The following is a 26,499-nucleotide window of genomic DNA, read 5'->3' as shown; positions in this document are numbered from 1 at the left end:
AGTCTCGCGATGAGCCCTGACCGTAGTCCGCGCCAGCGACGATGATCAGTGGCTGCGCGCGATCCATATAGGTCTCAATCGCTTCCCACATACGCACGACTTTGCCATCGGGTTCAAGACGCGCGAGCGAACCCGCTCTTTGTTTGCCATCGACCTGCACCATTTCGTTCTTTAGCGTCGGATTAGCAAACGTTGCGCGCTGTGCAGTCAGATGATCGCCGCGATGCGTGGCATAGGAATTAAAATCTTCCTCCGGCAAGCCCATCTTCGCGAGATATTCTCCGGCCGCGCTATCTAGGAGAATCGCATTTGACGGCGACAAATGGTCGGTCGTGATGTTGTCGCCGAGCACGGCAAGCGGGCGCATTGCTTTCAGCGTGCGTTCGCGCGCGGCGAGTGCGCCCTGGCCTTCCTTGTCCCAGTACGGCGGACGGCGGATGTAGGTGCTCTGCGGGCGCCAGTCATACAGCGGGCTGACCTTCTCGGTGTTCACCTTGAACGTGAACATGGGCTCGTACACCTTGCGGAAGTGTTCGGGCTTGACGCTCTGCGCGACGATGGCGTCGATCTCGGCGTCGCTCGGCCAGATGTCCTTGAGCGTCACCGGTTTGCCGCTCGGGTCGATACCCAGCACGTCCTTCTCGATGTCGAAGCGCACGGTGCCGGCGATTGCATAAGCGATAACGAGCGGCGGCGAGGCGAGGAATGCCTGCTTCGCGTACGGATGAATGCGGCCATCGAAGTTGCGATTGCCCGAGAGCACCGCGGTCGAGTACAGATCGCGGTCAATGATTTCCTGCTGGATCTTTGGATCGAGCGCACCCGACATGCCGTTGCAGGTCGTGCAGGCGAAGCCGACGATGCCGAAACCCAGCTGCTCCAGTTCGGACAGCAGATTCGCGTCCTCGAGATACAGCTGCACGGCCTTCGATCCCGGCGCGAGCGAACTCTTCACCCAGGGCTTGCGGGTCAGTCCGCGAGCATTGGCATTGCGAGCCAGCAGGCCTGCAGCAATCACGTTGCGGGGATTGCTGGTGTTCGTGCAGGACGTGATCGCGGCGATGATCACCGCGCCGTCCGGCATCAGGCCGGGCTCTTGCGTCCAGGGTCCGGCAATCCCGCGTTCGGCGAGCGCCGACGTCGGCAGGCGCTTGTGCGGGTTGGACGGGCCGGCCATGTTGCGCACGACCGAGGACAGATCGAACTTCAACACGCGTTCGTACTGTGCTGTCTTCAGTGCATCGGCCCACAGGCCGGTATGTCTGGCATACGTTTCGACCAGCTTGATCTGTGCATCTTCGCGACCGGTGAGTCGCAGGTAGTCGATCGTCTGCTGGTCGATGAAGAACATCGCCGCCGTGGCGCCGTACTCTGGAGCCATGTTGGAGATCGTCGCGCGATCACCCAGCGTGAGGGCAGCAGCGCCTTCACCGTAGAACTCCAGATACGCACCGACCACCTTTTCCTTGCGCAGGAATTCGGTCAGCGCCAGCACGACGTCAGTCGCCGTGATGCCCGGCTGCGGCCGGCCCGACAGTTCCACGCCAACGATGTCCGGAAGACGCATCCATGAGGCGCGACCGAGCATGACGTTCTCGGCTTCCAGTCCGCCGACGCCAATCGCGATCACGCCGAGTGCATCGACGTGCGGTGTGTGGCTGTCTGTGCCCACCAGCGTATCCGGGAACGCGATGCCATCCTTCGCGTGAATGACCGGCGACATCCTCTCCAGATTGATCTGGTGCATGATGCCGTTGCCGGCCGGGATCACTTCCATATTGTCGAACGCTTTCTTGGTCCACTCGATGAAGTGGAAGCGATCCTCGTTGCGGCGATCTTCCACTGCACGATTCTTCGCGAACGCGTCCTTGTCGAAACCGCCGAACTCAACGGCGAGCGAGTGATCGACGATCAGCTGCACCGGGACGACCGGATTCACCTTTGCAGGATCACCGCCCTTCATCGCGATGGCGTCTCGCAGGCCGGCGAGATCCACCAGCGCGGTCTGACCAAGGATGTCATGGCACACGACCCGCGCCGGAAACCACGGAAAATCCAGGTCGCGCCTGCGTTCGATGAGCTGGGTCAGGAACGCGGTGAGCTTCTCCGGATCGGCGCGGCGCACCAGATTTTCTGCCTTGACGCGCGAGGTGTACGGCAAGGTGTCGTACGCGCCGGGCTCGATGGCATCGACCGCGGCACGCGCGTCGAAGTACTGGAGCGAGGTTCCCGGAAGCGGTGTGCGATAGGCGGTATTCATGGAAGTTACTTGCGGTCCTTGAGCGGGACGAACTTCAGGTCTTCGGGGCCTGTGTAGTTGGCGCTCGGGCGGATGATCTTGCCGTCGATGCGCTGCTCGATGATGTGCGCGCTCCAGCCGCTCATGCGGGCAATCACGAAGAGCGGAGTGAACATCGCGGTCGGCACACCCATCATGTGGTAGCTCACCGCGCTGAACCAGTCCAGGTTGGGGAACATCTTCTTCACTTCCCACATCACGCTCTCGAGCCGCTCGGCGATGTTGTACATCTTCATGCTGTTGACCGATGCGGACAGATCGCGCGCGACTTCCTTGATGATCTTGTTGCGCGGGTCGCTCACTGTATAGACGGGATGCCCGAAGCCGATCACGACTTCCTTGCGTTCGACGCGGGCGCGGATGTCGGCCTCGGCCTGATCCGGCGTGTCGTAGCGCTTCTGGATTTCGAAGGCGACTTCATTGGCGCCGCCATGCTTCGGGCCGCGCAGTGCGCCGATGGCGCCTGCAACTGCTGAGTACATGTCGCTGCCGGTGCCCGCGATGACGCGACCCGTGAAGGTCGATGCGTTGAATTCGTGTTCGGCATACAGGTTCAGCGAGGTGTGCATGCTGCGCACCCACAACTGGTCGGGACGCTTGCCATGCAGCAGGTGCAGGAAGTGGCCGCCGATCGAATCTTCGTCGCTGTCGGTGTCGATGCGCTTGCCGTTATGGCTGAAGTGATACCAGTACAGCAGCATCGAGCCGAGCGACGCCATGAGCTTGTCCGCGATGTCGCGTGCGCCGGGCGTGTTGTGATCGTCTTTCTCGGGGCTCAGGCAACCGAGCGCCGATACGCCGGTGCGCATCACGTCCATCGGATGAGCCGATGGTGGCAGCTGCTCCAGTACTGCTTTCACGCCGGCGGGCACGCCACGCAGCGACTGCAGCTTCAGCTTGTAATCGGACAGTTCAGCGACCGTCGGCAGCTTGCCGTGCACGAGCAGGTGGGCCAGTTCTTCGAATTCGCAGACCGTGGCGATATCGAGAATGTCGTAGCCGCGGTAATGCAGGTCGTTGCCCGTGCGACCCACGGTGCACAGCGCAGTATTGCCAGCGACGGTGCCCGAGAGTGCAACGGACTTTTTCGGCTTGAAGGCGGGGGCGGCGGCGGTTTCGGTCATCGGATGTTTCTCCAGCTCGGATTCTTTGTGAGTCGATTACTTGCGGGCTGCGAACAGGGCGTCGAGGTGCTGTTCGTAGGCGTGGTAGCCGATGCGCTCGTACAGTTCTTCGCGGGTCTGCATGGTCGAGACGACGTTGCGCTGATGACCGTCGCGACGGATGGCCATGTAGACGTTCTCGGCCGCCTTGTTCATCGCGCGGAATGCGCTCAGCGGATACAGCGCCATCGCCACGCCCGAGCTGCGCAGTTCCTCGATCGTGAACAGCGGCGTCTTGCCGAACTCGGTGATGTTGGCGAGCACCGGTACCTTCACGGCGTCGACGAACTTGCGGTAGGTCGGCAGGTCGTTGGCGGCTTCCGCGAAGATGCCGTCGGCGCCAGCTTCGACGCAGGCCAGCGCGCGTTCGATCGCGGCATCCACGCCGTGCACGGCGATGGCATCGGTACGTGCGATCAGGAAGAAATTCGGATCGGTCTTCGCATCGGCAGCGGCTTTGACGCGATCCGCCATTTCCTGCTGCGTGACGATTTCCTTACCCGGGCGATGACCGCAGCGCTTGGCGCCGACCTGGTCTTCGATGTGGCAGGCCGCGGCGCCGAACTTGATCAGGCTCTTCACCGTGCGTGCGATGTTGAACGCGCTCGGACCGAAGCCCGTGTCGATATCCACCATCAGCGGCAGTTCGCAGACATCGGTGATACGGCGCACGTCCACCAGCACGTCGTCCAGGTTGTTGATGCCGAGGTCAGGCATCCCGAGCGACCCGGCCGCAACGCCGCCGCCCGACAGATAGATCGCCCGGTAGCCGGCGCGCTGGGCCAGGAGGGCGTGGTTGGCGTTGATGGCGCCAATCACCTGCAGGGGACTTTCGGCCTTGAGGGCTTCGCGAAACAAGGTGCCGGGGGTCGTGCTCATGGTGTGTCTCAGGGGTTAGGTAGGGGCTCTGTCGCAAGACGCGTGCCAGAGATAACTCATTGATCTATATGGCATGGAAGCAGGGGATGTTTCAATCGGGAAAGGGTCCTGTTTCAATATCGAAATCTACTGACTGAGACTCCAGCCCCATGAGCCCGGATACCGCGCCCGTCCAGCAGCCCAAGCCCAGAGTGATCGCGGTCGGCTTGCACCGTCTGCGCTCCTTCTTCAATGAGCTGGCGCCGAGCTACGCGGATCGGGCGACGGTGTCCGTGCTCGATCGAGGCTTCGAGGAGGCCGTGTCCGAGATTCGGGCGATGGCCGAAGAAGAGCGAGTGGACGTGCTGGTGGCCGCCGGCTCGAACGGCGAATACCTGCGCCGGCGCCTGAACATTCCTGTCGTGCTGGTCCGCGTTGGCGGTTTCGACATCATGCGCGCCCTCGGGCGTGCGCGCGACCTCTCGAATCGCATCGCCCTGGTCACCTACGGTACGACGCCGCCCGACGTGCAGCAGTTCAACGAGCTGTTCCAGCTCGGTATCGAGCAGCGCAGCTACCGCACGGACCAGGATGCCAGCGACTGCGTGCAGGAACTGCGGACGCGCGGCATCGAGGTCATCGTCGCTCCTGGTCTGGTGGCCGACCTGGCGGACCAGAACGGCATGCACGGTGTCTTTCTCTACTCGATGGATGCGGTGCGTCAGGCGCTCGACGATTCCATCGAGGTCGTGCGCATTGCCCGCTTCGAAGCAGCACGCCGCGAGCGACTCAATACGATTCTGGCGAGGCTGCGCGACGGGGTGGTGGCGGTCGACTTGAATGAGCGCATCTATGCGCTGAACCCGGCGATGGAGCAGGTGCTGGGACTGACGTCGAGCCAGGCCATGGGCAGCAAGCTCAGCGACATTGCCCCGGAGCTGTCCCTGCTCGATGTTCTGAAGAGTGCGCGAGTGGAGACGGATGAGTTGCAGCGCTTCGGCCCGCGGACGCTGATTACCAATCGCATGCCGTTGATGGAGCAGGGTGTGCAAACGGGTGCAGTGCTGACGTGCCAGGACCCGGCCGCGATCGAACGCGTGGATCGCACGCTGCGTTCGCGTCGTTATCGCTCCACGTCGGTCGTGCGCTACAAGTTGTCGGATCTCGTCGGCGAGTCCGCGGCGATCCGGCGTGCCCGGCGTCTGGCGGCCCAGTACGCCAACGGCGAAGGCACCGTCCTCATCGTGGGCGAGAGCGGCACCGGCAAGGAGTTGCTGGCTCAGGGAATTCACCACGCCAGCCGGCGCTCGTCGCAGCCGTTCATTGCCATCAACTGCGCCGCGTTCACCGAAACGCTGCTCGAAAGCGAGCTCTTCGGTTACGAAGACGGTGCATTCACCGGTGCGCGTCGCGGCGGCAAGGCCGGCCTCTTCGAGGCAGCGCACACCGGCACGATCTTTCTCGATGAGATCGGTGAGATGCCGATCTCGCTGCAGACTCGTTTATTGCGCGTGCTGCAGGAGCGCGAAGTGCTGCGCATCGGCGCTGTCGAACCGACGCGTGTCGACGTGCGAGTCATTGCCGCGACGCATCGGGATCTGTCGCAGCAGATCGACGAACAGAAATTCCGTCGCGATCTCTACTATCGACTCAACATCCTGCGTGTCGAACTGCCGAGTCTGCGGGAACGTCGCGAGGATCTGCCGGTGCTGCTGCAGTACATCGTGGCGCGTGCCTGCACCCGGTTGCATGCGGATCGTACGATCGTCGAATCACTGGCTGCGCGCCTGATCGAAGCAGCGGCGAGCTACGACTGGCCCGGCAATGTGCGCGAAGTGGAGAATCTCATCGAACGCATCGCAAGTTCGGCCGCCGCAGCGGCGAGCGGTGAGGACATTAATCTGCAGGAGCTCATCCCGGAAATTTACGACAGCGCCGCTGCAGGGGTGGCGGCAACCGGGCTTGCGCATCGTCGCAGCCGGGTCGAGGCGGACTGGGTGCGACAGGTGCTGGCGGAGTGTGATGGCGATCGCGATGAAGCGTGCCGGCGACTCGGTATTGGTCGCACGACGCTGTGGCGCAAATTGAAGCAGCGAGCATAAATGCTTTTCTGCGCCTCCCTGTGGGTCCGGCTTTAGCCGGGCTTTTGCCGGACATGCGTTGCTCCTTCCGCTGTTACAGGAATGTCCGGCTGAAGCCGGACCCACCGGGGGGGGGGGTAGCTGTGTCGGGTTACTGCGCGCGATGGCGTTGCGCGTCGCGCGGTCCAAGCAGGCCGCGCGGATGCGCGCTCGATGAATTTAGCGCATGTCGATGCATTGCGTGAATGGCCTTTCGCGGTCGCAATGGCGCGTCGTCATTCCTGACCGATGAGAGAAATTCAGGGCAGACAGGTGTTTACGTCGGGGACCGGGGAAGGCGGTGAGTCGTGCTCCTCTTGCCGCCGCAACGGCTGCCGGGTCAGAAGCCGATGTTGTTGACACGAGACAGATCGCCAGCTCTAGTTGAACGTACGTGCGCCGGTTGCACTGATGGTTGACAGATTTCGCTGTTGCTTTGAAGCATCACGGGATTCCGTCAGTGTGGGGCCTGCACATGCGCAGCTGCGTCAGCCTGCGCGGATCAGTCTCGGCTTCGACTCAACAACTCAATGAGAAATCACATGTCATCGCGAGCATCCTCCTCCGCTCTTATTTTTGTCATGTCAGGCCTCGCCTCGAGCACGGCCGTGTTCGCTCAGAGCAGCGCACCGGGCGTCACGCTCGAAGAGATCATCGTTTCGGCCCGCCAGCGCGAAGAAAAACTCAGCGATGTGCCTGCGACCGTGCAGGTGTTCACCGCGAACGACATCAAGTTTGCCGGCGTCGAACGTCCAGGAGATTTCGTTGCCCTGACGCCAGGACTGTCGCAGGTTCAGACCGCGGAAGTCGGCGATCTGCAGCTGAACATTCGCGGCATCAACACGGGACGTGACGTCGAAACCAATTTCGCCTTCGTCATCGATGGCGTCCTGCAGACCAATCCGAACTCCTTCAACCAGGAGCTCGCGAACGTGCAGCAGATCGAAGTGCTGAAGGGTCCGCAGGGTGCAGTGTTCGGCCGCAATGCATTGGCCGGCGCCGTCATCCTGACGACACGGGAGCCGACGGAGGATTTCGAGGCGACTGCAACGGTCGGCTATGGCAACAAGAATACGCAGAAGGCCAATGCCTATCTGGCGGGCGGCCTCGCCGACAGCGTGAATGCCGGGATCGGTGCGTTCTACCGCAAGACCGATGGTTTCTACAGCAACTCGTTCCTGGGCTGCGATGACTGCGTCGACTACATGGAGGAATACGGCGTCACACCGCGCGTGATGTTCGAGGTCGGCGACAACGGCAAGATCGACGTGAAGGCGAAGTACTCCAAGCTCAAGTCGGGCGCCATCAACTTCAATGCCGCATTCGCGCTGCCGGGCTTCGCCGCATTCACGGGCAACCAGGATTTCTTCGAGAACGTGAACGAGCATCCGTTCGCCTATATCAACAACATTTCGCCGCAGAACGAGCAGGAGAACGTGCAGTTCTCCGTCAAGGGCGACTGGGATGTTTCGATCGGCAAGCTGACCGCCTGGGCCGCCTACAACGATCAGACGAACTACCTGCTGACAGACGGCGCCAGTGCATCGTTCGGTCTGTACTCGCGAACGGCGGTGTGCCAGAGCGATATCGCAGCGCAGGTGGGCGGGCCGCTGCCGTCGCCAACGTTCTATGCCGGCGCTGATTCGGTACTGCCGCCTTATGGTCCGTCGCGCTGCGATGGTTACCAGTATCAGCAGCGCGATCAGGAGGACGTCTCTGCGGAGATTCGCATTGCCTCGCCCGGCGATCAGGCATTTCGCTGGCTGGCCGGCGTGTACTTCGCGGACATCGAACGTCGCGTCGTCGTCTCGCAAGGCTCCGACGCCGGTCTGGGCATTATCGCTCAGGGCTTCACGCCGACGAGTGGTCCCAGCCCGACGGACCTGCTCTATGACGATGATTTCAGCAGCGAAGTCGCGGCGGTCTTCGGTCAGATCGCGTACGACATCCTGCCGAATCTCGAAGTGGCGCTGGCGCTGCGTTTCGATACCGAAAAGCGTTCGGCCGACAACAATGTGCCCACCGGTGCCAACGCATTCGCGCAGACGGTGAACTTCGGTCCCGGACCGGGAGTGCCGTACATCAACCCGGCGTACACGGCGGATCCGCAACTCGCGACCAGCGGCATTCCGAATCGCTCGCGGACGTTCGAGCAGTGGCAGCCGAAGCTGTCGCTCAACTGGAAATTCCACGATGGCTGGTCGGCGTTCGCGTCCTACGGCTACGGCTTCCGCAGCGGCGGCTTCAACTCGACGGGCAGCAACGCGACCATCGCGCAGTTCCTCGGGGGCCTGCGATACGTGGACGCTGCAGGCAACGTGACGACCCAGCCGGCGATCACCACGCAGGGCATCAACTACGACGACTACAACAAGGAAGTGTCGAAGGCTGCGGAGATCGGCTTGAAGGGCGAGATGCTCGACCGCACGGTGCAGGTGAATCTCGCGGCCTTCCACACGACCGTCGAAGACATGCAGCTGTTCAACTTCCTCGTTGGTCCGTTCGGCCTGCTGCGCACGGTGATGAACGTCGATGAAGTTCGCCTGCAAGGCTTCGAAGGTGATGTGCGTTGGGCAGCGAACGATTACATCAGCCTGTTCGCCGGTGTCGGACTCATCGACAGCGAGATCCGGGAATTCGCGAGCCGGCCGTACACCACCGGCAACGAAGTACCGTACGTGCCCGAGTACACCGCGAATGCGGGCATTGCGCTCAGCGTGCCGCTGAATACGTCCCTGTCGTTGCGCGCGCGAGTGGATGCAGGCACGGTCGGCAAGACCTGGTTCGGACCGGTGCAGGATGAGCTGGTACAGACGCAGTTCGGTCTGCCCGGTGATTATTCGAAGACACGCCGCGATGCGTACACCCTCGTCAACGCCCGCATCGGCTTCGACACCGATGAATGGAGCGTCACCGCGTGGGGACGCAATCTCGCCGACAAGAACTATCTGGGCGAAGTCATTCCTGCGCCGGAGTTCGGTGGTTCGTTCGTTCATGCCGCCGCCGGCCGTGCGTACGGCATCGATCTGACCTACAACTTCGGACGGTAATCAGCTGTTGAGCGGGCGCCCGCAATGTATGCGGGCGCCCCGATCGGCAGGATGCGGCCATTAGGGGATTCTCTTAATGGCAATGATTGGCCGGACGCCCCGTTTGCCCTGACATAACCCGCGATAGCGACGAACCGTTCGCCGGATGCGACTCTAGTACATGGTGAGCCCCGCGGAAGCTGGGCTAGACTCGCGCCACCGTTGGGCGAGGAGTGCAGGTCACCCGCCCGTAGAAGAATCAACCATTGCGGGAACATCCGATGAATACCCTGTGCAAAGCGCTGTTGTTGACGTGTGCCGGCACCTCGCTGGCGTTGGCCCAAGGTTCGGTCCAGGGCGAGAAGTGGAAGATCACCTCGTCGATGCAGATGTCCGGCATGAGCATGCCAGCCATGAGCTCCGAGATCTGCAAGCAGCCTGGCGATGACTCGGTGCCGGTGCAAACGGAAAAAAACTGCGAGGTCTATGACATCAACCGGATCGGCAATGTGCAGAGTTTCAAGATGCGATGCACGGGCAAGGACAAGATGGACGGGTCGGCGCAGTTCACCTACCTCGGCGCGGATCACTACCAGGGCAAGATGGTGATCAACACCCAGGGCGAGACGATGACCATGAACATGGAAGGCAGGAAGATCGGCGGCTGCGATGGCGGCGAGATCAACCTGAAGGCCAGGGAGATGCAGGCACAGGCTCAGGCGCAGATGGCGCAGGGCGAAAAGATGATGGCCGAGACGTGCCGCAAGTTTGCGGCGGAAGGCAACAACCCCTACATGATGACGACCCAGTGCAAGGATCCGGCGGATCACAAGACGTTCTGTGCCGCTGCCCAGACGCATGACAGCTTTTTGAATCTCTCCGAGATGGAGAAGGCATCCAACGGCAGCAATGCACCCGGCTCGCGTCCCCTCGCCGAAACCGAACAGCTGTGCGGCTTCTCGGCCACCGCGAAGCGTGAACAGCTTTGCAATACCGCCGAGCAGTCCGGCAAGTTGAAGTTCCTCACCAGCCAGTGCCCGACCCAGGCGGCGACGCTGGCGGCAGCGCAGTGCGCCGGACGCAGCTACACCAGCATCAGCGACAAGTACCGTGATTTCTGCTCGTCCTATGCCAGTTCTCAGCCCGAAAGCGCCGGGAGCAAGGTCAAGGGTATCTTCGGCAAGGGCAAGAAGGCGCTCGGCGGCCTGCTCGGCAACTGACGGGTTTGCTCGAACGCATCTTGCCTCGCCAGTTCATGCGCGGATCGGGGGGACGACTCTTCGTCTCCCTGATTCCGGCGCTGGCAATGCTGATCACATCGTCGCCCGTTGCGGCGACTTCCGATCCGTATCCGGATACCGCGCGCAGCTATGTGCTCGTCCTCGACGGCAAGCCGCTGTGGCAGCGCGAGCCTGCGCTCGCCCTGCAACCCGCATCGCTCACCAAGCTGCTCACCGCGCTGGTGGTGCTCGAATCGGATTGGGATCCTGATCGCTGGTTGACCGTCAGCGCCACTGCCGCTGCCACACCGCCGACCCGGCTCGGCCTGCGCGCGGGTGAGCAAGTTACTGCCGGCGCGGCGCTTGCTGCCATGCTGATCCGCTCCGCCAACGACGCCTGCCGTGCCCTGGTGGAGTCGGCTGCACCCGATGTCGATGCATTGCGGGTGCGAATGAAGACGCGCGCCGCGGCGTTGGGGATGAAGGCGTCGACGTTCATCGATCCCTGCGGTTTCGATGCGCCCGGCCAACGCAGCACGGTCATCGATCTGCTCAAGCTGGCACAGGCCGCACACGCGGTACCGCTGATCGCGGCGCTGGTCGCGACACCGCAGGCGGAACTCGTCACCCGCGCCGGTCGCCGCATCAGGTTCGCCAATACCAATCATTTGCTCGGACGTCTGGACGGCACCGTGGGCCTGAAGACGGGCTACACCTCGCAGGCCGGGCAATGCCTCATCGCCTATACGCGTCGCGACGGCCATGACGTGTGGCTGGTGATGCTTGGCGGAACGCAGCGCTGGTGGCAGGCTCATGGAATGATCAACGATGCCTTCGCCACCGTTACCGCCCGTTGAGAACTCTGCGGCCGCGTGGCTGGCGCTCGTGCCCGCGATCGCCGTCATTCTTCTGTACTGGTCTGCATTCCCTGCCAGCTTCCAGTTCGACGATTGGAACGTCATCGTGAATGACCCGCGCGTTCATTCGCTCGCCGCGTGGTGGGAGTCGATGCCCGGCATCCGGCCGTTGCTGAAGTTCAGCTATGCGCTGAACTTCCAGGCGAGCGATACGGCAGTCGGCTTTCGTGTCGTAAACGTACTGATCCACGCGCTGAATGCCACGCTGGTCTTCTGGCTGCTACGTGTGCGCGGTACTCGAGCGGGGCTCGTCGTGGCGCAGGCGTCGCAGGTGGCATTGCTTGCGGCGCTGCTGTTCGCGTTGCATCCGGTGCAGACCGAGGCCGTGACTTACATTTCCGGCCGCTCCAGTTCGCTGGCAGCCGCTTTCTGCCTGGTCAGTCTGTTCTGTTGGGTGCGGAGTGAAGAAAGCCGGTACGCCACCGCATGGCTGATCGCATGTTGTGCGGGTTTCGCGGCGGCGGTGGCGACCAAGGAGACGGCACTGGTGTTGCCGTTGGCGCTGTGGGTCTATTCCGCGGATCGGCCAGTGCGCGCCACGCTCAGGCGGCTGATGCCAGTGTTGCTGCTGACAGCGCTGATGCTGATCCTCGCGTTGTCGCTGCCGCGATATCGATACTTGCTGGAGGTCAGTCTCGACACCCGCTCGCTCGTCGCCAACCTGCTCACGCAATCGCGCGCGTTGGTCTATCTCGCCGGGCAGCTCGTGCGTCTCGGCAATGGCAATGCCGATCCACAGTTGCCGGTGATCGACAGCATCGATGCGCTGAGCGTATTGCTGGGAATCTTCTGGCTGACTTTGCTGGTGGGCGTAATGCTGCGTCTGCGCACGGCGCCGGTGGGTGCCTTCGCGGTGCTCTGGTTCCTGCTGTGGCTGGCGCCGACCAATTCGGTTCTGCCTCGCCTCGATGTCGCCAACGATCGCCAGTTGTACCTCGCGCTGATCGGCCCGGTGTGGTGGGTGTCGCTGCGTCTGCTGTCATTGAGTCGTGCATCGCGATCGATGCGCTACGGTGTCGCCGTTCTGCTGCTCAGCCTGCTGAGCATCGCAACCGTGCAGCGCAACCGCATCTACGCGACCGAGATTACGTTCTGGCAGGACACCGCGACGCGCAATCCTGGCAGCGCGCGTGCGGCCAACAATCTGGGCATGGCCTACGCGATCGATTGCCGCTTCGATGCTGCTGCCGCCGAGTTCGAGCGGTCGATTGAACTCGATTCCGCGGACTACCGCGCCCGCATCAATTTGCACCTGCTGAGTCAGGGCAAGCTGCCCGGCGCCGAACGCTGCGACGTCAGCGAAGAAGAAGCGAAGATTTCCACGGCGAGCATGACCGAAGGAAATCCCGCGGGACGGGTGACACGGGGTGGAGGAATCGCATTCTTGCAGCCTTCTCTTACCCCGTGTTCCCCCGTGGAGATGCTTTTCTCTGGATTCGGAATTGCCAGCCGCGGTAGATCCAAAGGAAGCGAGCAGTGATCGGTCCGAGTGTCGGAGGCTTCCACGTGACGCACTTTGTACGGATGGCCAGCTCAACAGATCGGCGACACAGGACTACCATGAGCGCCTGAGTCGTCCGTCGACAGGAAAAGCCATGTCACTGCGTCGTGATGTCGTTGCAGTCATCGTCGGATCGATGCTGCTGGTTCCCGTGAGCGGGTCGGCGGCAGCAAGCTCCCCGCACGATCATGACGCACTCGGCAAAGTCGATTTTCCGGTCTCCTGCTCGACGCAGGCGCAGGCCGGATTTGATCGGGCGCTCGCGCTGCTGCATCACATGACCTATCCGCAGGCGCACGCGGCATTCGAGCAGGTGGCTGCGACCGATCCGGAGTGCGCGATGGCTCGCTGGGGCATCGCGATGACGCTCTTCCAGCCGCTGTGGCCGACGCGTCCCGGACCCGAGGCGCGACAGGCGGGCTGGGCGGCGGTGCAAAAAGCAAAATCATTGCATCCGCAGGCAGATCGCGAAGGCCTGTTCATCGCAGCCGCGGAGGCATTCTTTCTCGATCCGGCCGCCACCGACTACTGGGTGCGTATCCGTCGTTGGGAACAGGCGCAACAGAAGGCCTATGAGGCCCTGCCGCAGGATCCCGAAGCGGCAGTGTTCTACGCGCTCGCCCACCTCGCCACGACACCGTCGGACGTCGTCGATCGATCGCACGCGGACCGCGCTGCCGCCATTCTGCTCAAGGTCTATGAGAGCAATCCGGATCATCCGGGTGCGATGCACTACCTCGTTCATGCCAACGATGTGCCGGGACGCGAACGCGAGTTGCTGGAAATTACCCGCAAGTACGAGCGGATAGCGCCGAACAATCCGCATGCGTTGCACATGCCCACGCATATCTACACGCGGCTCGGCGACTGGGATCGGGTGATCAGCGGCAATCTGCGTGCGGCCGATGCGGCGCTGGCGCATCCAGCGGGCGATCAGGGGCAGTACGTGTGGGACGAGTTTCCCCACACCCTCGAGTACCTCGTGTATGCCTATCTGCAGAAGGGCGACGACCAGGCCGCCGCCGCGCAGCTGCAACGCCTGCGCGCGACGGAACGCCTCGAACCCACGTTCAAGACCGCGTTTCATCTGGCATCCACGCAGTCGCGCTATGTGCTGGAACGGCAGGCCTGGGACGAGGCGGCGCGGCTCGTGCCGCGACAGCCTGCGACGCTCGATTGGGATCGATTCGCCTGGCCCGAAGCGACGGTGCAATTCGCGCGCGGGTTGGGTGCGGTGCATATTGGAGAGGCTGCGATTGCCAGGCAGGCCGTCGAGCGACTTCAGGTGCTCGAGAGCGTCGCCGCCAAGGGGGGTGAAGATCTGTTCGCGCGCAGCATCCGCATTCTTCGGCTCGAACTCAGTGCGTGGCTCGCGTGGTCGCAGGATGAACAGGAGGCCAGCGTTACGTTGATGCGGCAGGCCGTCGAGCTGGAGCAGTCGACACCGAAGCACTCAGTCACACCGGGCCCGACGTTGCCGGCGGGTGAACAACTGGGTGATCTGCTGCAGGCGCAGAAGCGCCCGGCCGAGGCGCTCGCGGCCTACCAACGATCACTCGAAGCCTATCCTGCCCGATTCAATTCACTGCTCGGCGCTGCACGAGCGGCAGAGGCGTCCGGCGCTACGCAACTCAGCAACGATTTCCATGGACGGTTGCTGCAGGTCGCAGGCGAGAGCACACGACCGGTGCTCAAGCAGATTCGGGATGCAGGTCATCTCTCACGATCACCGTGATCTGGCGACAGCAACGGCGCCGCGTTCCAACGGCGTCGCGTTCATTGAGTAGGCTGCGGGTGAGGGTCAGGACAGCTGCGTGATCGTGACGCTGTAATCCTTGTGCTGCGTCAGCGCCGTCTGCGCGGCGAACGTTCCGAGCGTCAGACAACCGGCGACGATCGCCGCGGCCGCGAGCAGGAAAACCATGCGATGAACCAACTGACCGTAGAACGTGTGGGTAGTCATGACCATCTCCTTTGTTCACGTCGTGTGGCGATTCGACGTGGAGATGAGACTCGGAGCCGTTCGAAAGGGTTGCAACCGCGCGCATTAATTTCGACGAGAAGATATGGGCGGGCGACGAGTTGTGTGTCGCCGTCCGGGAATACGGAAAAGCGGCTGGATAACCGGTCATTGGTCGTGGCGCTGCAATGGTCGTGCGCCGCGCTGCGTCACCTGCAATGCGACGGGGATGTCTGATCATGCAAACGAAAATGTCCGTTTCGGTACGCAATCATGACGGTGGCTGTCCATGATTTGAGGTTAAGTACGCGCTGAGTGGTCATCACCCCTGCGCGAGAATGACAAAATCAAACAGGCAGATCGAAGATGTTTACAAACGGCAGACACATCGGGAAGCGACACTCGCACCGCAGGAATCAACCGCAAGAATCCGGATGCCGTGTCCATCGTCGGCACCGATGATGCGGTCCCTGACACTCAAAGGATATTCAGTGAAATCGCCAGGTTCCATCCGCTGGCTGCGTCTTGCAGCAGGATTCATTGTTCTGCTGATGGCGGCGCGTATTTTCGCGATGGAGAGCGAAGCAACTGCCGTCGAACGACAGTCCCTGGACGACGCCTGGTGGACCGGGCCCATCGTGGCCGCTGGCGCCGGGACGTTGCCGCAAGGTCACGCACTCATCGAGCCCTACCTGTACGACGCCATTCGTTACCGACGTTTCGACAATGACGGCAACACACAGGATGTCGACCGGGTACACAGTTATGGATCGTTGACCTACTTGCTCTACGGCGTGACCGACGACTTCACCATCGGCGCGATTCCCGTCTTCGGGTTCAACGACGTCAGCACCGGCAGGGACAGCTCCGGCATTCAGGTCGGTGATGTCACCGTGCAGGCACAATACCGTCTGTCCCAGTTCCGCGAAGGCCGACGTATTCCGACGACGTCATTGGTGCTGCAGGAAACGCTGCCGACCGGGAAGTACGATCGTCTGGGCGATCGGCCCAGCGACGGTGTCGGCTCGGGCGCTTATACGACGACGATCGCCCTCTATTCGCAGTACTACTTCTGGATGCCGAATGGCCGGATCCTGCGTACGCGCCTGAATTTCGCTTACGCCTTTTCAGGCGACGCCAGCATCGAGGATGTCAGCGTGTACGGCACCGACGCCGGGTTTCGCGGCGACGCGCAGCCCGGCGATGTGTTCACCGTCAACTCAGCGTGGGAGTACAGCATCACGCGCAACTGGGTCTTCGCGCTGGATTTCATCTATCAGCATGACGACACCACGCGCGTCACCGGCACGACAGCCACGGGCGGACCGGTCGACTACGAGTCTGGATCAGCCTGGCGATTCGGCATCGCGCCGGCCATCGAGTACAACTGGAACAGCCGCGTCGGCATCATCGTCGGAGCGCGCTGGTTTGCTGCTGGCGAGAACACCGCTGCCACCGTGACGCCAGTGGTAGCGGTGAACATGGTGTACTGAGTCGACGTGTACTGCTCGCCTGACAACGGTTGCAGCATCTCCGCCGTTGCGCGTTGTGCGCAGCGCCGGATCTATTTGCGCGCACCGAGTCTTGCGAGCATCTGCGTCAGTTCTTCCGGGCTGATCCAGAAGTGTTCACAGACCCGTCCCCAGAGCATCGCGGTCGGCACGTTGTGGCCGCGACGTTCCTTCTGCGTTTCATGCAGGACGTAGAGAACGATTCGTTCCTTGCGCGTCAGGCCGTCGCGAACGTCGGGAATAGGGTCGAACTGCATTGCTCGGAACTCGAAGCGGAAAGTTCACGGCAATGATCGCACGAAGCCACGGACATGACCGTGCTGCACATGATTGCATGCGGCGACACTCGAGGGCAGAAACTGCTCGCTGTCGCGGGCGTCAGACAGACACGACCTTCTGAGATCGACATGCCATTTCGTTCGAGAAGAAAGTACGTGAGCGCGCAATGTGATCGTGCACGCAGTGGCCGGTCACTCGCACTGGAAGTCGTCCGTGCCCACCGGCCTGCAGCCGTCGCCCCACTTGCCGGTCTGTCGCCAGTAGTCGGCCACGCCGGCCTCGATGAGCAATCGCTTGTAGTCCGAATGCGCGCGCACGCCTGAGAACGGCGCATTCCAGAAGGCGACATAGGGGAACTGGGGCAGGGTGCCTTCCTGGAATCCCTGCTGTGCTTCCAACTCCTTGCGCAGGGCGGCGACGGCCAGATCGGCGTCGCCCAGCGCATCGGCCACACTGGTCCACACATACGCAAGGTCGCCGCCATAGGCGCCGTCGGTGAGCGCCTTGCGCACGAGATCGAGCATCGCCGCGCGGTCATCCAGCTCCTGGCCCAGGTCGCGAAAAAATGGCGTGTCGAATCCCTTGCCCTGCTCCAGCAGCTGGCGATGCAGTTCGCGCAATTCCTGCAACCCCCCAGGCCGCTTGCCTGCCAGCTGGCGGAAGAAGGCCATATAGGTCGGCTCCAGTTGGATGCCTTCGAGTTTCAGGCCACGCTGGTATTCGGCCTCGGCGTCCTGATAGCGGCGTGCGGCGGTGTAGTCGAACTGCAGGTCGCGCGAAAGAAAGAGCGCCATCGGTTCGACCGCGCGCACCTGTTCGACCAGCGCGATGGTTTCGTTCAGATGGCCCATGGCGTAGATCATGTAGGCGTAGTCCCAGACGCGCTCCGTGGTAAGCGGCCCGGAATCCACGATCTCCTTCGCCAGCGCGATAGCCTCGGCGCGTTTGCCTGCAAGCCACAATGCATTGGATCGGTCGCGCTTCGCCACCCAGCTGTCCGGCGCCATCCGCGCGATGCGCTCGCGCACCTGCAGGGCCTCGGCGCGCAACTGTTCGGCCTGCGCGCCGCCGACTTCCTGCGCCATGGAGCGCAGTGAGCTGGCCAGTGCGTCCCAGCACAGCGTGCACTGCGGATCCAGTGCCACCATTTCGCGCGCCAGCTGCAGGCGTTCGCGGTCGTGAGCGAAATCGTACAGTTCCTGCATCACGATGCTGCGCCAGCGCAGGAAGCGCTCGTAGGCTTCCACGTGGGTGGTGCCGGCCTGTTCACGGTTGTACCGGGCCACGTCCAGTTTCACGCTCAGCGCCTGTGCCACGTCGCGCGAGATTTCATCCTGCACCGCGAACACGTCACGCTCTTCGCGCGCGTAGGTCTTCGACCAGAGATGGATGCCGTCCGCGGCGCGAACGAGCTGCGCGGTGATACGCAGCCGGTCACCGTCCTTGCGAACGCTGCCTTCGAGCAAGTGCGCCGCGCCCAGTTGCTGGCCGATCGTGCGCAGGTCTTCGTTCTTGCCCTTGAATGAGAAACTCGAAGTGCGCCCGACCACCCGCAACGCCGGCGACTGCGCCAGCTGGTTGAGGATTTCCTCGGCGAGACCATCGGCCAGGTATTCCTGATCGCGCGCCTGTGACAGATCCACAAACGGCAGGACCGCGAGCGCTGGTCGAGCGCCGGCCGCTTTATCCGGCCCGGTTGCAGTCGGTGCATCCTCGCCTTTTCGCAGCCAGGTCGCGGCGAACACGAGCAGCAGCGTCGCGGCGACGCCGGCGAGCCAGGGCCAGCGCCGCGACGGCGGTGAGGGCGGAATCGTCGCCGCGGAGGAGGGAATTGGAATCGTCGCTGTCGCTTCCGGATGCGACGCGGGCATCGGCATATCGAAGCGGTAGCCGATGCCATGCACCGTATGCAGGCGTCGCGGACGCTGCGCATCCTCGCCCAGTGCCTGGCGCAGCAGGCTCATGATCCGGTTCAGCACGCTCTGGGTGACGTGCCGGTGGCCCCATACCGCGTCCAGGATCTCGTCGCGCGAGAACACCCGTCCCGGAGAACCCGTCAACAGTTCGAGGACAGCAAAGGCTTTCGGTTCCAGCGCCTGCTCGCCGCCGCCGCGCACGAGGCGTCGGCCGGCGAAGTCGATGACGACGTCGTCGAAGGCAATGCTGTCCGGGGCAGGCTGCGGCATGCGATTCCCTGGCGGTAAATCCGCCAGATCGATTATAGGTGAACGGCCGCAGGCATCGCCGCGACGCCGACCTGAGCTTTTCCTCACCAACCTGCGCAGAGCCTGAGACTTTCCTCAAGACTCCTCCGCGCCGCGACGGGAAGCTGGCCTCGCCGGAAGTGGTCCGGCGTCAACCGGGGAGCCCCATGGGCCAGGCTATGTCGCAACCGGCTCCGGCAGACGAGAGACTGTTCCGTTTTGCCGGTCGCTTCTTCTACTTCGCAGCCTTGATCGGCCTCGTGGCTTTCGGTGCCTACATCCTCCTGCGGGCGACTGGCGTTACCTCCAGGAATTTCCACCAGTGGGGCGACCTGGTGACGGGCCTGCCCATGCGGACGGCTGCTGACTGGATCGCCAACATCGGCATCGGTATGCACTATTTCATGGGCACCGTGCTGGTGCTGGCCTGGCCAATCCTGTTCTCGGCCCGGATACGTGCGCGCCATCGCGTCGTCCATCGCTGGACGGGGCGGGTCTATGTGAGTGCGGGATTCCTCGCGGGTGTCGGCGGCCTCTCGTTCATAGTGGCGCGTCACACTGGCGGTCCAGCGCACATCGCGTTCGCCATCTGGGGCGCGGTGATGATGCTGAGTGCGGTGCTGGCCTATGTACACGCACGCGCGAAACGTTTTGTCCTGCACCGGGCGTGGGCGATCCGGCTGTTCGCGATGGTGCTCGGTTCCTGGCTGTTCGATATCGAAATCCGCGCCTGGCGCGAGCTGACGGGCGGCACCGGCATGACCGAAAACGAAGATGGTCCGTTCGATTACGCGATCCTGTATCTGTTCTTCGTTCCGAACCTGCTGGTCGCCGAGTTCTTCATCCGCAACCAGCACCGGCGGATGGCCTTGTCGCGCAATCTGCAATGGTCGCTATGGGCTGCAGTGGCGATCGCGGGTCTGATCTTCGTCTATTCGATCGCCGTGGTGACCGCGACCCACGGCGGAAAGTACGGCAGGCATCTGCTCGAACTCGTCCCTGGCTGACGGTGCGGGGCGAATACGATTTCTCTGCCAGGGCGGAGGTGCCCCGGCGTTGCTGCGGCACCCCGCCTGCGTCGTCAGTGTCCGCTTCCCACCGAGCTGCGAGGTGGAGCAATCGACTCGCCCGGGTGCAAAAGATCGGCGATGTAAATTGCCTCGTTTGCTCTGAATCGTGCCTCTTCGGCGAGGAGACCCCTGCTGTTCTCCGCGTTGCGCCACAACTCGGCGCGTCGCTCGCAGAGCGCGCGGCATCGAGTCCGCTCGGCAGCCACATGCTTCGATATCAGGGTCGCGATCGCCTCGATCAAAATTGGCCGTGTCGCCAGTGGCACTGGCATCAATGAATGCTTCAGCTCATCGGCAACCTGTTCCGGAGTGATGTCCGACATGGTGTGCTTCCCATAATCGCGGATTTGAACCGGGTGCCGAAAAATCTATTCACGCCCGTTGATGAAGTCAACGCAGACGATCGTCTGCCCTGGCCGCCGGCACCGGATCTTCGGCGACGGGTTCACGCCGCCCGATAGATCTGCGCTACCCCTGGCTCCTGGAGAAACTGATATGCGTAACTCCCGGCGCCGCCACCGTGCGGACCGGCTTCAAACCATGCAGGTCGGCGCCGAGCCCATCGAATAGCCGTTCGCCGTCGCCGAGCAATGTCGGCACCAGGTGGATCTCCATTTCGTCCACGAGCCCTGCGGCGAGGTACTGCTGCGCCGCCTGTGCGCCGCCGGCCAGGGAGATGTCCTTGCCGTTTGCAGCGGCACGTGCCTGACGAAGTGCGGACTCGATGCCGTCCGTGACGAATGCGAAGGTCGTCCCTTCGAGGTGCAGCGGTTCTCTCGGGTGATGGGTCAGCACGAACACCGGATGTCCGAAGGGCGGCCGTTCACCCCACCAGCCCATCCACGGGTGCGCCGTGCTCCACGCGCCGGGATGCCCGCCGAACATGTTGCGTCCCATGATCGTGGCGCCGATGTTCTGCAACGATTCCTCGACCACTGCCGAACTGGCGTTGGTCTCACCGCCCGGGAGGCCATGCATCGCACGCCATCTGGCCAGCGGAAAGACCCATTCGTGCAATCGCATACCGCCGATGCCGAGCGGATTGTCGACGCTCTGTTGTGGTCCTGCGATGAAACCGTCCAGGGACATGGAGATCCGGAAACGAAGTTTTGACATGGGTGATCCGGTGGTGGAGGAAGGCGCTACCAAGGACGTGAGTGCAGCGCGCCGTCCGACATGACGGGACGTCCCCCGGCAGGAATCCATCCACTGACCGGATGGATTCCCGCGGGAGTGACCTTCGCATCGTATACGCAGCGATGCGAAGGTTGAGTGGTTACCAGAGCCGCTCGCCCACCGAGCGCGCACAGCCGCCGCCCACCTGCACACCGGCCGTATTGAAGAACTTCACGCCACTCGACACGCTTTCGAACTTGTCGCGGCCCGTCATTTTCAGCACCGCGTCAAGGCGCTGCCGGCCGCGTTGAAACTGCGGAGCAGGAGGTGGCGCTGTGGTAGTGAACAGGACGAAGGCTTCCACCACCATCCTGAAGGTGTTGCGGCTGCCGCTCTCCCAGTAACCGTGCCCCGCGCTGCGCTGGCCCGGCTGGAAGGCGGGGCTGGCCGTCGCTTCCGCTGTCGTGCCGTCGCTGCTGAAGGTCAGGTATCCCGAGAACGACGGATTCTCGACTCCGGTGCTGCAGTCGTAGGTAGTCACTGTCGTCCGCCACGTACCGGTCAGGTCGTAGTGCTTGCCATGCGCATGCGCCTGCGCGTGCGGAGCGACGGCCGCGCAAAGGGTCAGGAGGCCAACGCAGGCGATGGAGCGGGTGCGTTGCAGGGTGCGGGAGTTCATGGTTCGGTCTCCAAATCGGTCAGCACTGTGCTGCCGTTCGGGGGGCAACCTCGCCGAATGAGGTCGCCGTCACCATGTCACGCCCATGATTTGTGTCTGGTCCGGGTCTGATTTGCGCCGAATCGAGCCCGGAAAAGCACAGGCCGTTCCCGCGAGCGCCCGGAGATCACCGCCACCGCACTGCACGACTGTCAGGCTCCGGACAGAACGCTGCATTACGTTCTCTTGCTGACCATCGCGACATCCCCTCAGGTGGCGCCTGGGGGGCAGCCTGCAGGCCGCTACCGGATCGGTTCGTCCAGCATCATTTCGCGCACGAAGCGCACGGGCGGCGCGCCGTAGGACAGCACCTGGTCGTGATAGGCCCTGGCGTTGAATCGATCCCCCAGCTTTGCCTCGACCGCCTTGCGCATATCGAAATGCTCCTGCGCGCCGACGAAGTAGGTCGGCAGTTGCGCCGACGTAAGCTGGGCGCGGGTCCACTTGCCGGCAGCTTCGCGCTCCTGCTGGAAGGTCTGCACGGTCATGAGTTCCATCGCCTGTTCGCGCGACCAGTTGTCGACGTGAACGCCCTGGTCGAGGATCGCGTTGGCGATACTGCGAAGATAGAACTTGAGCTGCACGAGACGGAACAACGGGTCGTTGTCCATGTAGCCGGCGTCGGCCAGCATGTCTTCCGTGTACACGGCCCAGCCCTCGGCGAACACGCCGGAGCGCAGCACCGAGCGCAGGGTCGAATGCGACTTCGCGGAATGCACGCCTTCCAGGTAGTGGCCCGGCATGGCCTCGTGAATCGACAGCAGATGCATCATCCGACCGTTGTATTCGCGCAGGAAGGAATCGGCGCGTGCCTGATCCCAGTCATCGGGAATCGGCGAAATGGCGAAGTAGGTATCGAGCCCCTTGTCGAGCGGGCCTGGCGAGTCGCAGTACGCGACCGCGACGCCACGCTGGAATTCGGGCATCAGGATGATCTTGACGGGATCGTTCGGCACTGTGACGAGGTCGTGCTGGCGCGTGAAGGCAGTGGCCTCTTCGAGCGTCTGCCTGGCGAAGTCCACGACCTTGTCGCGCGCCGGACGATCGGCGTAGGCCAGTTCGAGCGCCGCCTCGATCGCTTTCTGTTGCTGTTCGGGGTTCGGATTATCCGGCAATGGCGGAGCGCCCTGCCTGTCCTTCAATACCCGCTGGGCCACCGCGTACATGTCATTGCGCACGCGCTTCAGTTCCGATTCCGCGCGTTGGCGAATCTCGGCGCGCGACAGCGATGAGTTGAGTGAGTACTTCAGTTCCTCATCGTAGAGTTTCTGTCCCAACCGGAAGTCACCCCTGGCATTCGGCACCAGCGTCTTGTCGAGCCACGCCTGATGATCGGCCGTCGCCTTGCGCAGGCCGGCGACCGCAGCATCGAGCTGCTTGCGTTCGTCGCCCTGCAATTGATCCGCGTGCGGCGTGATGAACGTATCGATCAGGCTGATGATGCCGGCGTTCTGTTTCGCCACCGTCTCGGCATGCGTCTTCGGCACGCGCGCCGGATCCAGGTTCTCGCGCATCTGCGCGAAGATCGTCGGGATCTTCTGCATGCGCAGCGTGGCCGAGTGCAGTCGTTGCGGCAACGGCGCGAACTCACGCGCCATCACGTTGTAGATCGCGCTGCCCGCGAGATCGTTGTAGACCTGCGGATCCCAGGCCCAGCTTTGCAGGGTCTCGACCGTCCAGATATCGCCTTCGACCTGGTTGCGCAGGATCGCTGCATCGATCTGGTTTTCGCGCGACAGCTGCTGCACATCGATGGCGTCGAGTTCGGCGAGGACGCGCTTGCTGAAATCGATGAGGGCTTGCCGACCGGCCGGGCTGAGGTCGTCGACTTCGCCGTCGAAGTCATGCCTGCCGATCTGCGTCGCGGACACGGGATTGAGTCGCAACCAGCCATCGAGCCAGCGTTGCGACAGATCGGCCAGCCGCGCATCGGCGAGCGCTGCGGACGCCGGATGAGAATCGACAGTCGCAGGCGCAGGGCTTGAACTCTGGGGTTTGCAGCCGAGCAGGCCGAAGCTCAGTGCGGCCGGGATCAACAGCAACAGACGCATCAAGGGCATGGTCGATCTCCGCGGGGGAAGCAGCGATCATAACAATGGCGGCGGCGACCCAGTGGTCTGTGACAGCAAATTGTGGGTGAAGGAAGGACCGATTGATTCCGGATCCGTCATTCCCGTGACCAACGGGAATCCCACGGGGCGCAGGCGCCCCCTCAGGGTTTCCTTTGGGATGTTGTCCGGCTGAAGCCGGACACAAAGGGAAAAAAGCCGGACCCAAACGGAGGACAGCACGTTCTTCACTTGACGCTGTCCACAGGCCTCAACACGAACGCAGTCCAGGAATGGCCGCGACAAGCCACTCGCACGCAGTTCGGGTTCAGCCGGTGAGACGTTCCAGTTCGGCGATGACGCTACGCCATGCATCGCTTTGCGGATCGATCAGCGCAAAGTGTCCGCAGCCATCGAGGACATGGAGTCGGGCCGAGGGATGCTTGGCGACATAGGCCTGAGACACAGCCAGCGGCACGATGGCGTCTTCCCTGCCATGAAGCATGATCGTCGGCGTAGCGCTGTCCGGCATTCGTGCCGGGTCCAGGTCCGGTCGGTCGGTCGCGGTGGCGCCAAGAAAATCACGCGCCGCACCGCCGTCGAGGTTGAGCGAGTCGATGAGTTGCAGATCTGCGGCGGGGGCCAGTGCGAGTGCACCGATCAGCGAACGATGGGTTGGCGTTGCCGCGCTATACAGGCACAGGTGTCCGCCCGCGGAATGACCCATGACGATGACTCGGCCGTCGTGATGCCTGACCTGTGCGGGAACGTCAGCGATCGCAGCGTTCACGTCGTCGCAGGTGAGATCGGGATGACCAGGTGAACGTCGATACTCGATGGTCGCCACCGTCCATCCGGCGTCAGCGATTGCTGCACACATCGGCGCGGTGTGAGTGCGGTCGTACTCCGGCCGCCAGAAGCCGCCATGAATCATGACGATCAACGGACGGATCGGCGCCGCGCCCTGCCAGACATCGGCGATGTTTTCAGGATCCGCGCCATAGCGAACGGAATAGTCCGGCGGCCGTGCCGCACGCGTCAGAACAGAACGATCTTCCTGGAACACCGCGCTCACCCGTTCACACCTCGTAGCTGCCGCCGGCGCTGACCCCAATGCCGAGATGCCTCAGCCAGCCGGGGTTCATTGCAAGCACGTAGCCGCTCTGCAGTTCGCCGATGAGCTGTTTGAAGTCGGAGACATTCTGCGCCGCGTAGGGTTGTGTCCTGCCGGGGATCCAGGCAATGAAAGGAAAATCGATGTCGTTCACCAGGGGACGGCCGGCTTCGTCGCTGTGGTGCACGATATCGCCGCCTGGATGATTGGCGCGTGAATTGATCTGCCGTGCGATTTCGCGGATGCGCGGTGTGATGTTGCCGACATGCTTGTCTTCGTGCTCGATGAACTGCTTGATCGGCTGCCTGAACCGGTCGCTGCCCGGCACGGAACGTTTATCGGCGCCGCCGCGATCGTAACTGTCCCGCTTGGGGAACACGGCGAACAGGTCGTAGTCGCCGGTCGTCGCTGCGAGATAGGTGCTGCTGGCTGACGGTCGCGTCGCGACATCGACGATCGCGGTGACCGGCAGAAAGCTCAGGTCCTTCGACTTGATGGCCGCCTGCAGCTTGCCGGGCATGGCGACCTCCGTGTAGGCGTACTGCACGGCCCACAGCGGTTTGCCGTAGGCGCCCGGCGCCTTCTCCGTGCGTTCGAGATGGAACAGGTACAGCTTGCCGCTCGGACTGTTCGCGAAATAGTAGTGATTGTTGAAATCGACTTGCCACGCGGGTTGCATGGTATTCAGCGGCGGGCGCATCAGGTCGGCGCGACGCGATTCAGTGATGAAGACCGGTACTTCGCCGGCGCCTTCCTTGAACGCCTTGACCACGTCCCGGCGCTGCTCCTCCATGGCCTCGCGCGAGTCGCCGCGTTTGGTGAAGCGCGGATCGCTCAGGACGAAGCCAGCCATCGGACCCCAGTTGCAGGACTTGGCCTTGTTGTGAAATCCCTTGGTGGCATAGCCGTCGCGCAGCAATCCGGTGGCGTACTTGCCGACCGCGCGCGAGGAGATCATGCATCCGGATTCGTTGGCGATGGCCTGGAATACCTCGGAATGCGCGTTCAGCGTTCCGGTGGCGGTCAAGGCCGCTTCTCCGATCAGCAATGCCACGTTGTTTTTCTCCCTGCGTCAGGTCTGGCTGAGGTCGTTGATGATCGAGGCTAACGGCGGCGGATCCGGGCGGCATCGTAACCGTGGTGGCAGGAAATACCTACGTAGACAGACGCTCGTAGCCGTCCCGCATAGGTCCCCGCGGGATCCCCATTGGTCACGCGCATTGCTGTCCGGGATACTTACCGCTGCTCAGTCTGTAGCTTCCTTGCCGCGCGCGCCTGCCGGCCGTGCGACTGGCGAGAACAGGACAAGGGTCTTGGCGAGACCTTCCGTTGAGTTCATCACCGCGTCGAAGAAGGTCGCCGCAGCATGTGG

General features: G+C 62.9%; 19 protein-coding genes. 8 read left to right on the top strand and 11 right to left on the bottom strand.

Features of this window, described 5'->3' with window-relative positions; all coding sequences use genetic code 11:
- The 3 genes from acnD to prpB form a co-directional block, all read right to left on the bottom strand.
- The coding region (gene acnD, locus VIZ63_RS04790; RefSeq protein ID WP_331608379.1) for a Fe/S-dependent 2-methylisocitrate dehydratase AcnD at window positions 1-2,260 on the bottom strand (2,260 nt) is incomplete at its 3' end.
- Window positions 2,261-2,265: 5 nt separating this feature from the next.
- Complete coding sequence (gene prpC, locus VIZ63_RS04785) at window positions 2,266-3,423, bottom strand: bifunctional 2-methylcitrate synthase/citrate synthase (protein ID WP_331608378.1); 1,158 nt, start codon at window positions 3,421-3,423, stop codon at window positions 2,266-2,268.
- 36 nt (window positions 3,424-3,459) lie between these two features.
- Window positions 3,460-4,341: a methylisocitrate lyase gene (gene prpB / locus VIZ63_RS04780; protein WP_331608376.1), complete on the bottom strand. Its 882-nt coding sequence runs from the start codon at window positions 4,339-4,341 to the stop codon at window positions 3,460-3,462.
- A 149-nt stretch (window positions 4,342-4,490) separates the two neighbouring features.
- On the opposite strand from prpB, the gene prpR reads away from it, so the two are divergent.
- The 6 genes from prpR (at window position 4,491) to VIZ63_RS04750 (ending at window position 14,842) form a co-directional block, all read left to right on the top strand.
- The gene (gene prpR / locus VIZ63_RS04775) at window positions 4,491-6,422 is read left to right on the top strand and encodes a propionate catabolism operon regulatory protein PrpR (protein ID WP_331608375.1); all 1,932 of its coding nucleotides are present in this window, start codon (window positions 4,491-4,493) and stop codon (window positions 6,420-6,422) included.
- Window positions 6,423-6,982: 560 nt separating this feature from the next.
- Window positions 6,983-9,490, top strand: coding sequence for a TonB-dependent receptor (locus VIZ63_RS04770; protein ID WP_331608374.1), 2,508 nt, complete (start codon window positions 6,983-6,985; stop codon window positions 9,488-9,490).
- 260 nt (window positions 9,491-9,750) lie between these two features.
- On the top strand, window positions 9,751-10,689 hold the full coding sequence (locus tag VIZ63_RS04765) for a DUF3617 domain-containing protein (RefSeq protein ID WP_331608373.1): 939 nt from the start codon (window positions 9,751-9,753) through the stop codon (window positions 10,687-10,689).
- A gap of 86 nt (window positions 10,690-10,775) precedes the next feature.
- Entirely contained in the window at window positions 10,776-11,546 is a 771-nt protein-coding gene (locus VIZ63_RS04760) for a hypothetical protein (RefSeq protein WP_331608372.1), read from the top strand.
- Entirely contained in the window at window positions 11,518-13,086 is a 1,569-nt protein-coding gene (locus VIZ63_RS04755) for a hypothetical protein (RefSeq protein ID WP_331608371.1), read from the top strand. The genes VIZ63_RS04760 and VIZ63_RS04755 overlap by 29 nt, the downstream gene beginning before the upstream one ends.
- Window positions 13,087-13,201: 115 nt before the next feature.
- A complete protein-coding gene (locus tag VIZ63_RS04750; protein ID WP_331608370.1) occupies window positions 13,202-14,842 on the top strand; it encodes a hypothetical protein in 1,641 nt (546 codons plus the stop codon).
- 66 nt (window positions 14,843-14,908) lie between these two features.
- On the opposite strand, the gene VIZ63_RS04745 is transcribed toward VIZ63_RS04750, so the two are convergent.
- Window positions 14,909-15,070, bottom strand: a complete 162-nt coding sequence (locus VIZ63_RS04745) for a hypothetical protein (RefSeq protein WP_331608369.1) — start codon at window positions 15,068-15,070, stop codon at window positions 14,909-14,911.
- Window positions 15,071-15,558: 488 nt separating this feature from the next.
- Here VIZ63_RS04745 and VIZ63_RS04740 point away from each other — a divergent pair, with 488 nt between their 5' ends.
- Window positions 15,559-16,560, top strand: coding sequence for a hypothetical protein (locus VIZ63_RS04740; RefSeq protein WP_331608368.1), 1,002 nt, complete (start codon window positions 15,559-15,561; stop codon window positions 16,558-16,560).
- A 71-nt stretch (window positions 16,561-16,631) separates the two neighbouring features.
- Here the strand turns inward: VIZ63_RS04740 and VIZ63_RS04735 are convergent, their stop codons facing one another.
- Together VIZ63_RS04735 and VIZ63_RS04730 are read right to left on the bottom strand one after the other, a co-directional pair.
- A complete protein-coding gene (locus VIZ63_RS04735; RefSeq protein ID WP_331608366.1) occupies window positions 16,632-16,835 on the bottom strand; it encodes a hypothetical protein in 204 nt (67 codons plus the stop codon).
- A gap of 213 nt (window positions 16,836-17,048) precedes the next feature.
- Entirely contained in the window at window positions 17,049-19,043 is a 1,995-nt protein-coding gene (locus VIZ63_RS04730) for a winged helix-turn-helix domain-containing protein (RefSeq protein ID WP_331608365.1), read from the bottom strand.
- 185 nt (window positions 19,044-19,228) lie between these two features.
- Between VIZ63_RS04730 and VIZ63_RS04725 the strand changes: the two genes are divergently transcribed.
- On the top strand, window positions 19,229-20,068 hold the full coding sequence (locus tag VIZ63_RS04725) for a DUF2306 domain-containing protein (RefSeq protein WP_331608364.1): 840 nt from the start codon (window positions 19,229-19,231) through the stop codon (window positions 20,066-20,068).
- A 531-nt stretch (window positions 20,069-20,599) separates the two neighbouring features.
- Here VIZ63_RS04725 and VIZ63_RS04720 read toward each other — a convergent pair.
- The 5 genes from VIZ63_RS04720 to VIZ63_RS04700 form a co-directional block, all read right to left on the bottom strand.
- Window positions 20,600-21,247 carry a dihydrofolate reductase family protein gene (locus VIZ63_RS04720; RefSeq protein ID WP_331608363.1) on the bottom strand — a complete coding sequence of 216 codons (648 nt, stop codon included), beginning with the start codon at window positions 21,245-21,247 and terminating at the stop codon, window positions 20,600-20,602.
- A gap of 160 nt (window positions 21,248-21,407) precedes the next feature.
- Window positions 21,408-21,926 carry a hypothetical protein gene (locus VIZ63_RS04715; protein WP_331608362.1) on the bottom strand — a complete coding sequence of 173 codons (519 nt, stop codon included), beginning with the start codon at window positions 21,924-21,926 and terminating at the stop codon, window positions 21,408-21,410.
- 281 nt (window positions 21,927-22,207) lie between these two features.
- Window positions 22,208-24,016, bottom strand: a complete 1,809-nt coding sequence (locus VIZ63_RS04710) for a DUF885 domain-containing protein (RefSeq protein WP_349261126.1) — start codon at window positions 24,014-24,016, stop codon at window positions 22,208-22,210.
- A 325-nt stretch (window positions 24,017-24,341) separates the two neighbouring features.
- A complete protein-coding gene (locus VIZ63_RS04705) occupies window positions 24,342-25,088 on the bottom strand; it encodes an alpha/beta hydrolase (protein WP_331608360.1) in 747 nt (248 codons plus the stop codon).
- Window positions 25,089-25,092: 4 nt separating this feature from the next.
- Window positions 25,093-26,181 carry an anthrax toxin-like adenylyl cyclase domain-containing protein gene (locus tag VIZ63_RS04700; RefSeq protein WP_331608359.1) on the bottom strand — a complete coding sequence of 363 codons (1,089 nt, stop codon included), beginning with the start codon at window positions 26,179-26,181 and terminating at the stop codon, window positions 25,093-25,095.
- Window positions 26,182-26,499: the final 318 nt, after the last annotated feature.

Origin of the sequence: Povalibacter sp., assembly GCF_036520495.1 — a bacterium.
Taxonomy (GTDB): Bacteria; Pseudomonadota; Gammaproteobacteria; order Steroidobacterales; family Steroidobacteraceae; genus Steroidobacter.
Note: the sequence above shows the minus strand (reverse complement) of the source record. Positions and strands in the feature narration are given on the sequence as shown.

Bases quoted from the DNA above. Each gene is read 5' to 3' on its own strand.
- prpC (WP_331608378.1), bottom strand. From the start codon at position 3,423: ATGACCGAAACCGCCGCCGCCCCCGCCTTCAAGCCGAAAAAGTCCGTT.
- prpB (WP_331608376.1), bottom strand. From the start codon at position 4,341: ATGAGCACGACCCCCGGCACCTTGTTTCGCGAAGCCCTCAAGGCCGAA.
- prpR (WP_331608375.1), top strand. From the start codon at position 4,491: ATGAGCCCGGATACCGCGCCCGTCCAGCAGCCCAAGCCCAGAGTGATC.
- VIZ63_RS04770 (WP_331608374.1), top strand. From the start codon at position 6,983: ATGTCATCGCGAGCATCCTCCTCCGCTCTTATTTTTGTCATGTCAGGC.
- VIZ63_RS04765 (WP_331608373.1), top strand. From the start codon at position 9,751: ATGAATACCCTGTGCAAAGCGCTGTTGTTGACGTGTGCCGGCACCTCG.
- VIZ63_RS04760 (WP_331608372.1), top strand. From the start codon at position 10,776: ATGCTGATCACATCGTCGCCCGTTGCGGCGACTTCCGATCCGTATCCG.
- VIZ63_RS04755 (WP_331608371.1), top strand. From the start codon at position 11,518: ATGCCTTCGCCACCGTTACCGCCCGTTGAGAACTCTGCGGCCGCGTGG.
- VIZ63_RS04750 (WP_331608370.1), top strand. From the start codon at position 13,202: ATGTCACTGCGTCGTGATGTCGTTGCAGTCATCGTCGGATCGATGCTG.
- VIZ63_RS04745 (WP_331608369.1), bottom strand. From the start codon at position 15,070: ATGACTACCCACACGTTCTACGGTCAGTTGGTTCATCGCATGGTTTTC.
- VIZ63_RS04735 (WP_331608366.1), bottom strand. From the start codon at position 16,835: ATGCAGTTCGACCCTATTCCCGACGTTCGCGACGGCCTGACGCGCAAG.
- VIZ63_RS04730 (WP_331608365.1), bottom strand. From the start codon at position 19,043: ATGCCGCAGCCTGCCCCGGACAGCATTGCCTTCGACGACGTCGTCATC.
- VIZ63_RS04725 (WP_331608364.1), top strand. From the start codon at position 19,229: ATGGGCCAGGCTATGTCGCAACCGGCTCCGGCAGACGAGAGACTGTTC.
- VIZ63_RS04720 (WP_331608363.1), bottom strand. From the start codon at position 21,247: ATGTCAAAACTTCGTTTCCGGATCTCCATGTCCCTGGACGGTTTCATC.
- VIZ63_RS04715 (WP_331608362.1), bottom strand. From the start codon at position 21,926: ATGAACTCCCGCACCCTGCAACGCACCCGCTCCATCGCCTGCGTTGGC.
- VIZ63_RS04710 (WP_349261126.1), bottom strand. From the start codon at position 24,016: ATGCGTCTGTTGCTGTTGATCCCGGCCGCACTGAGCTTCGGCCTGCTC.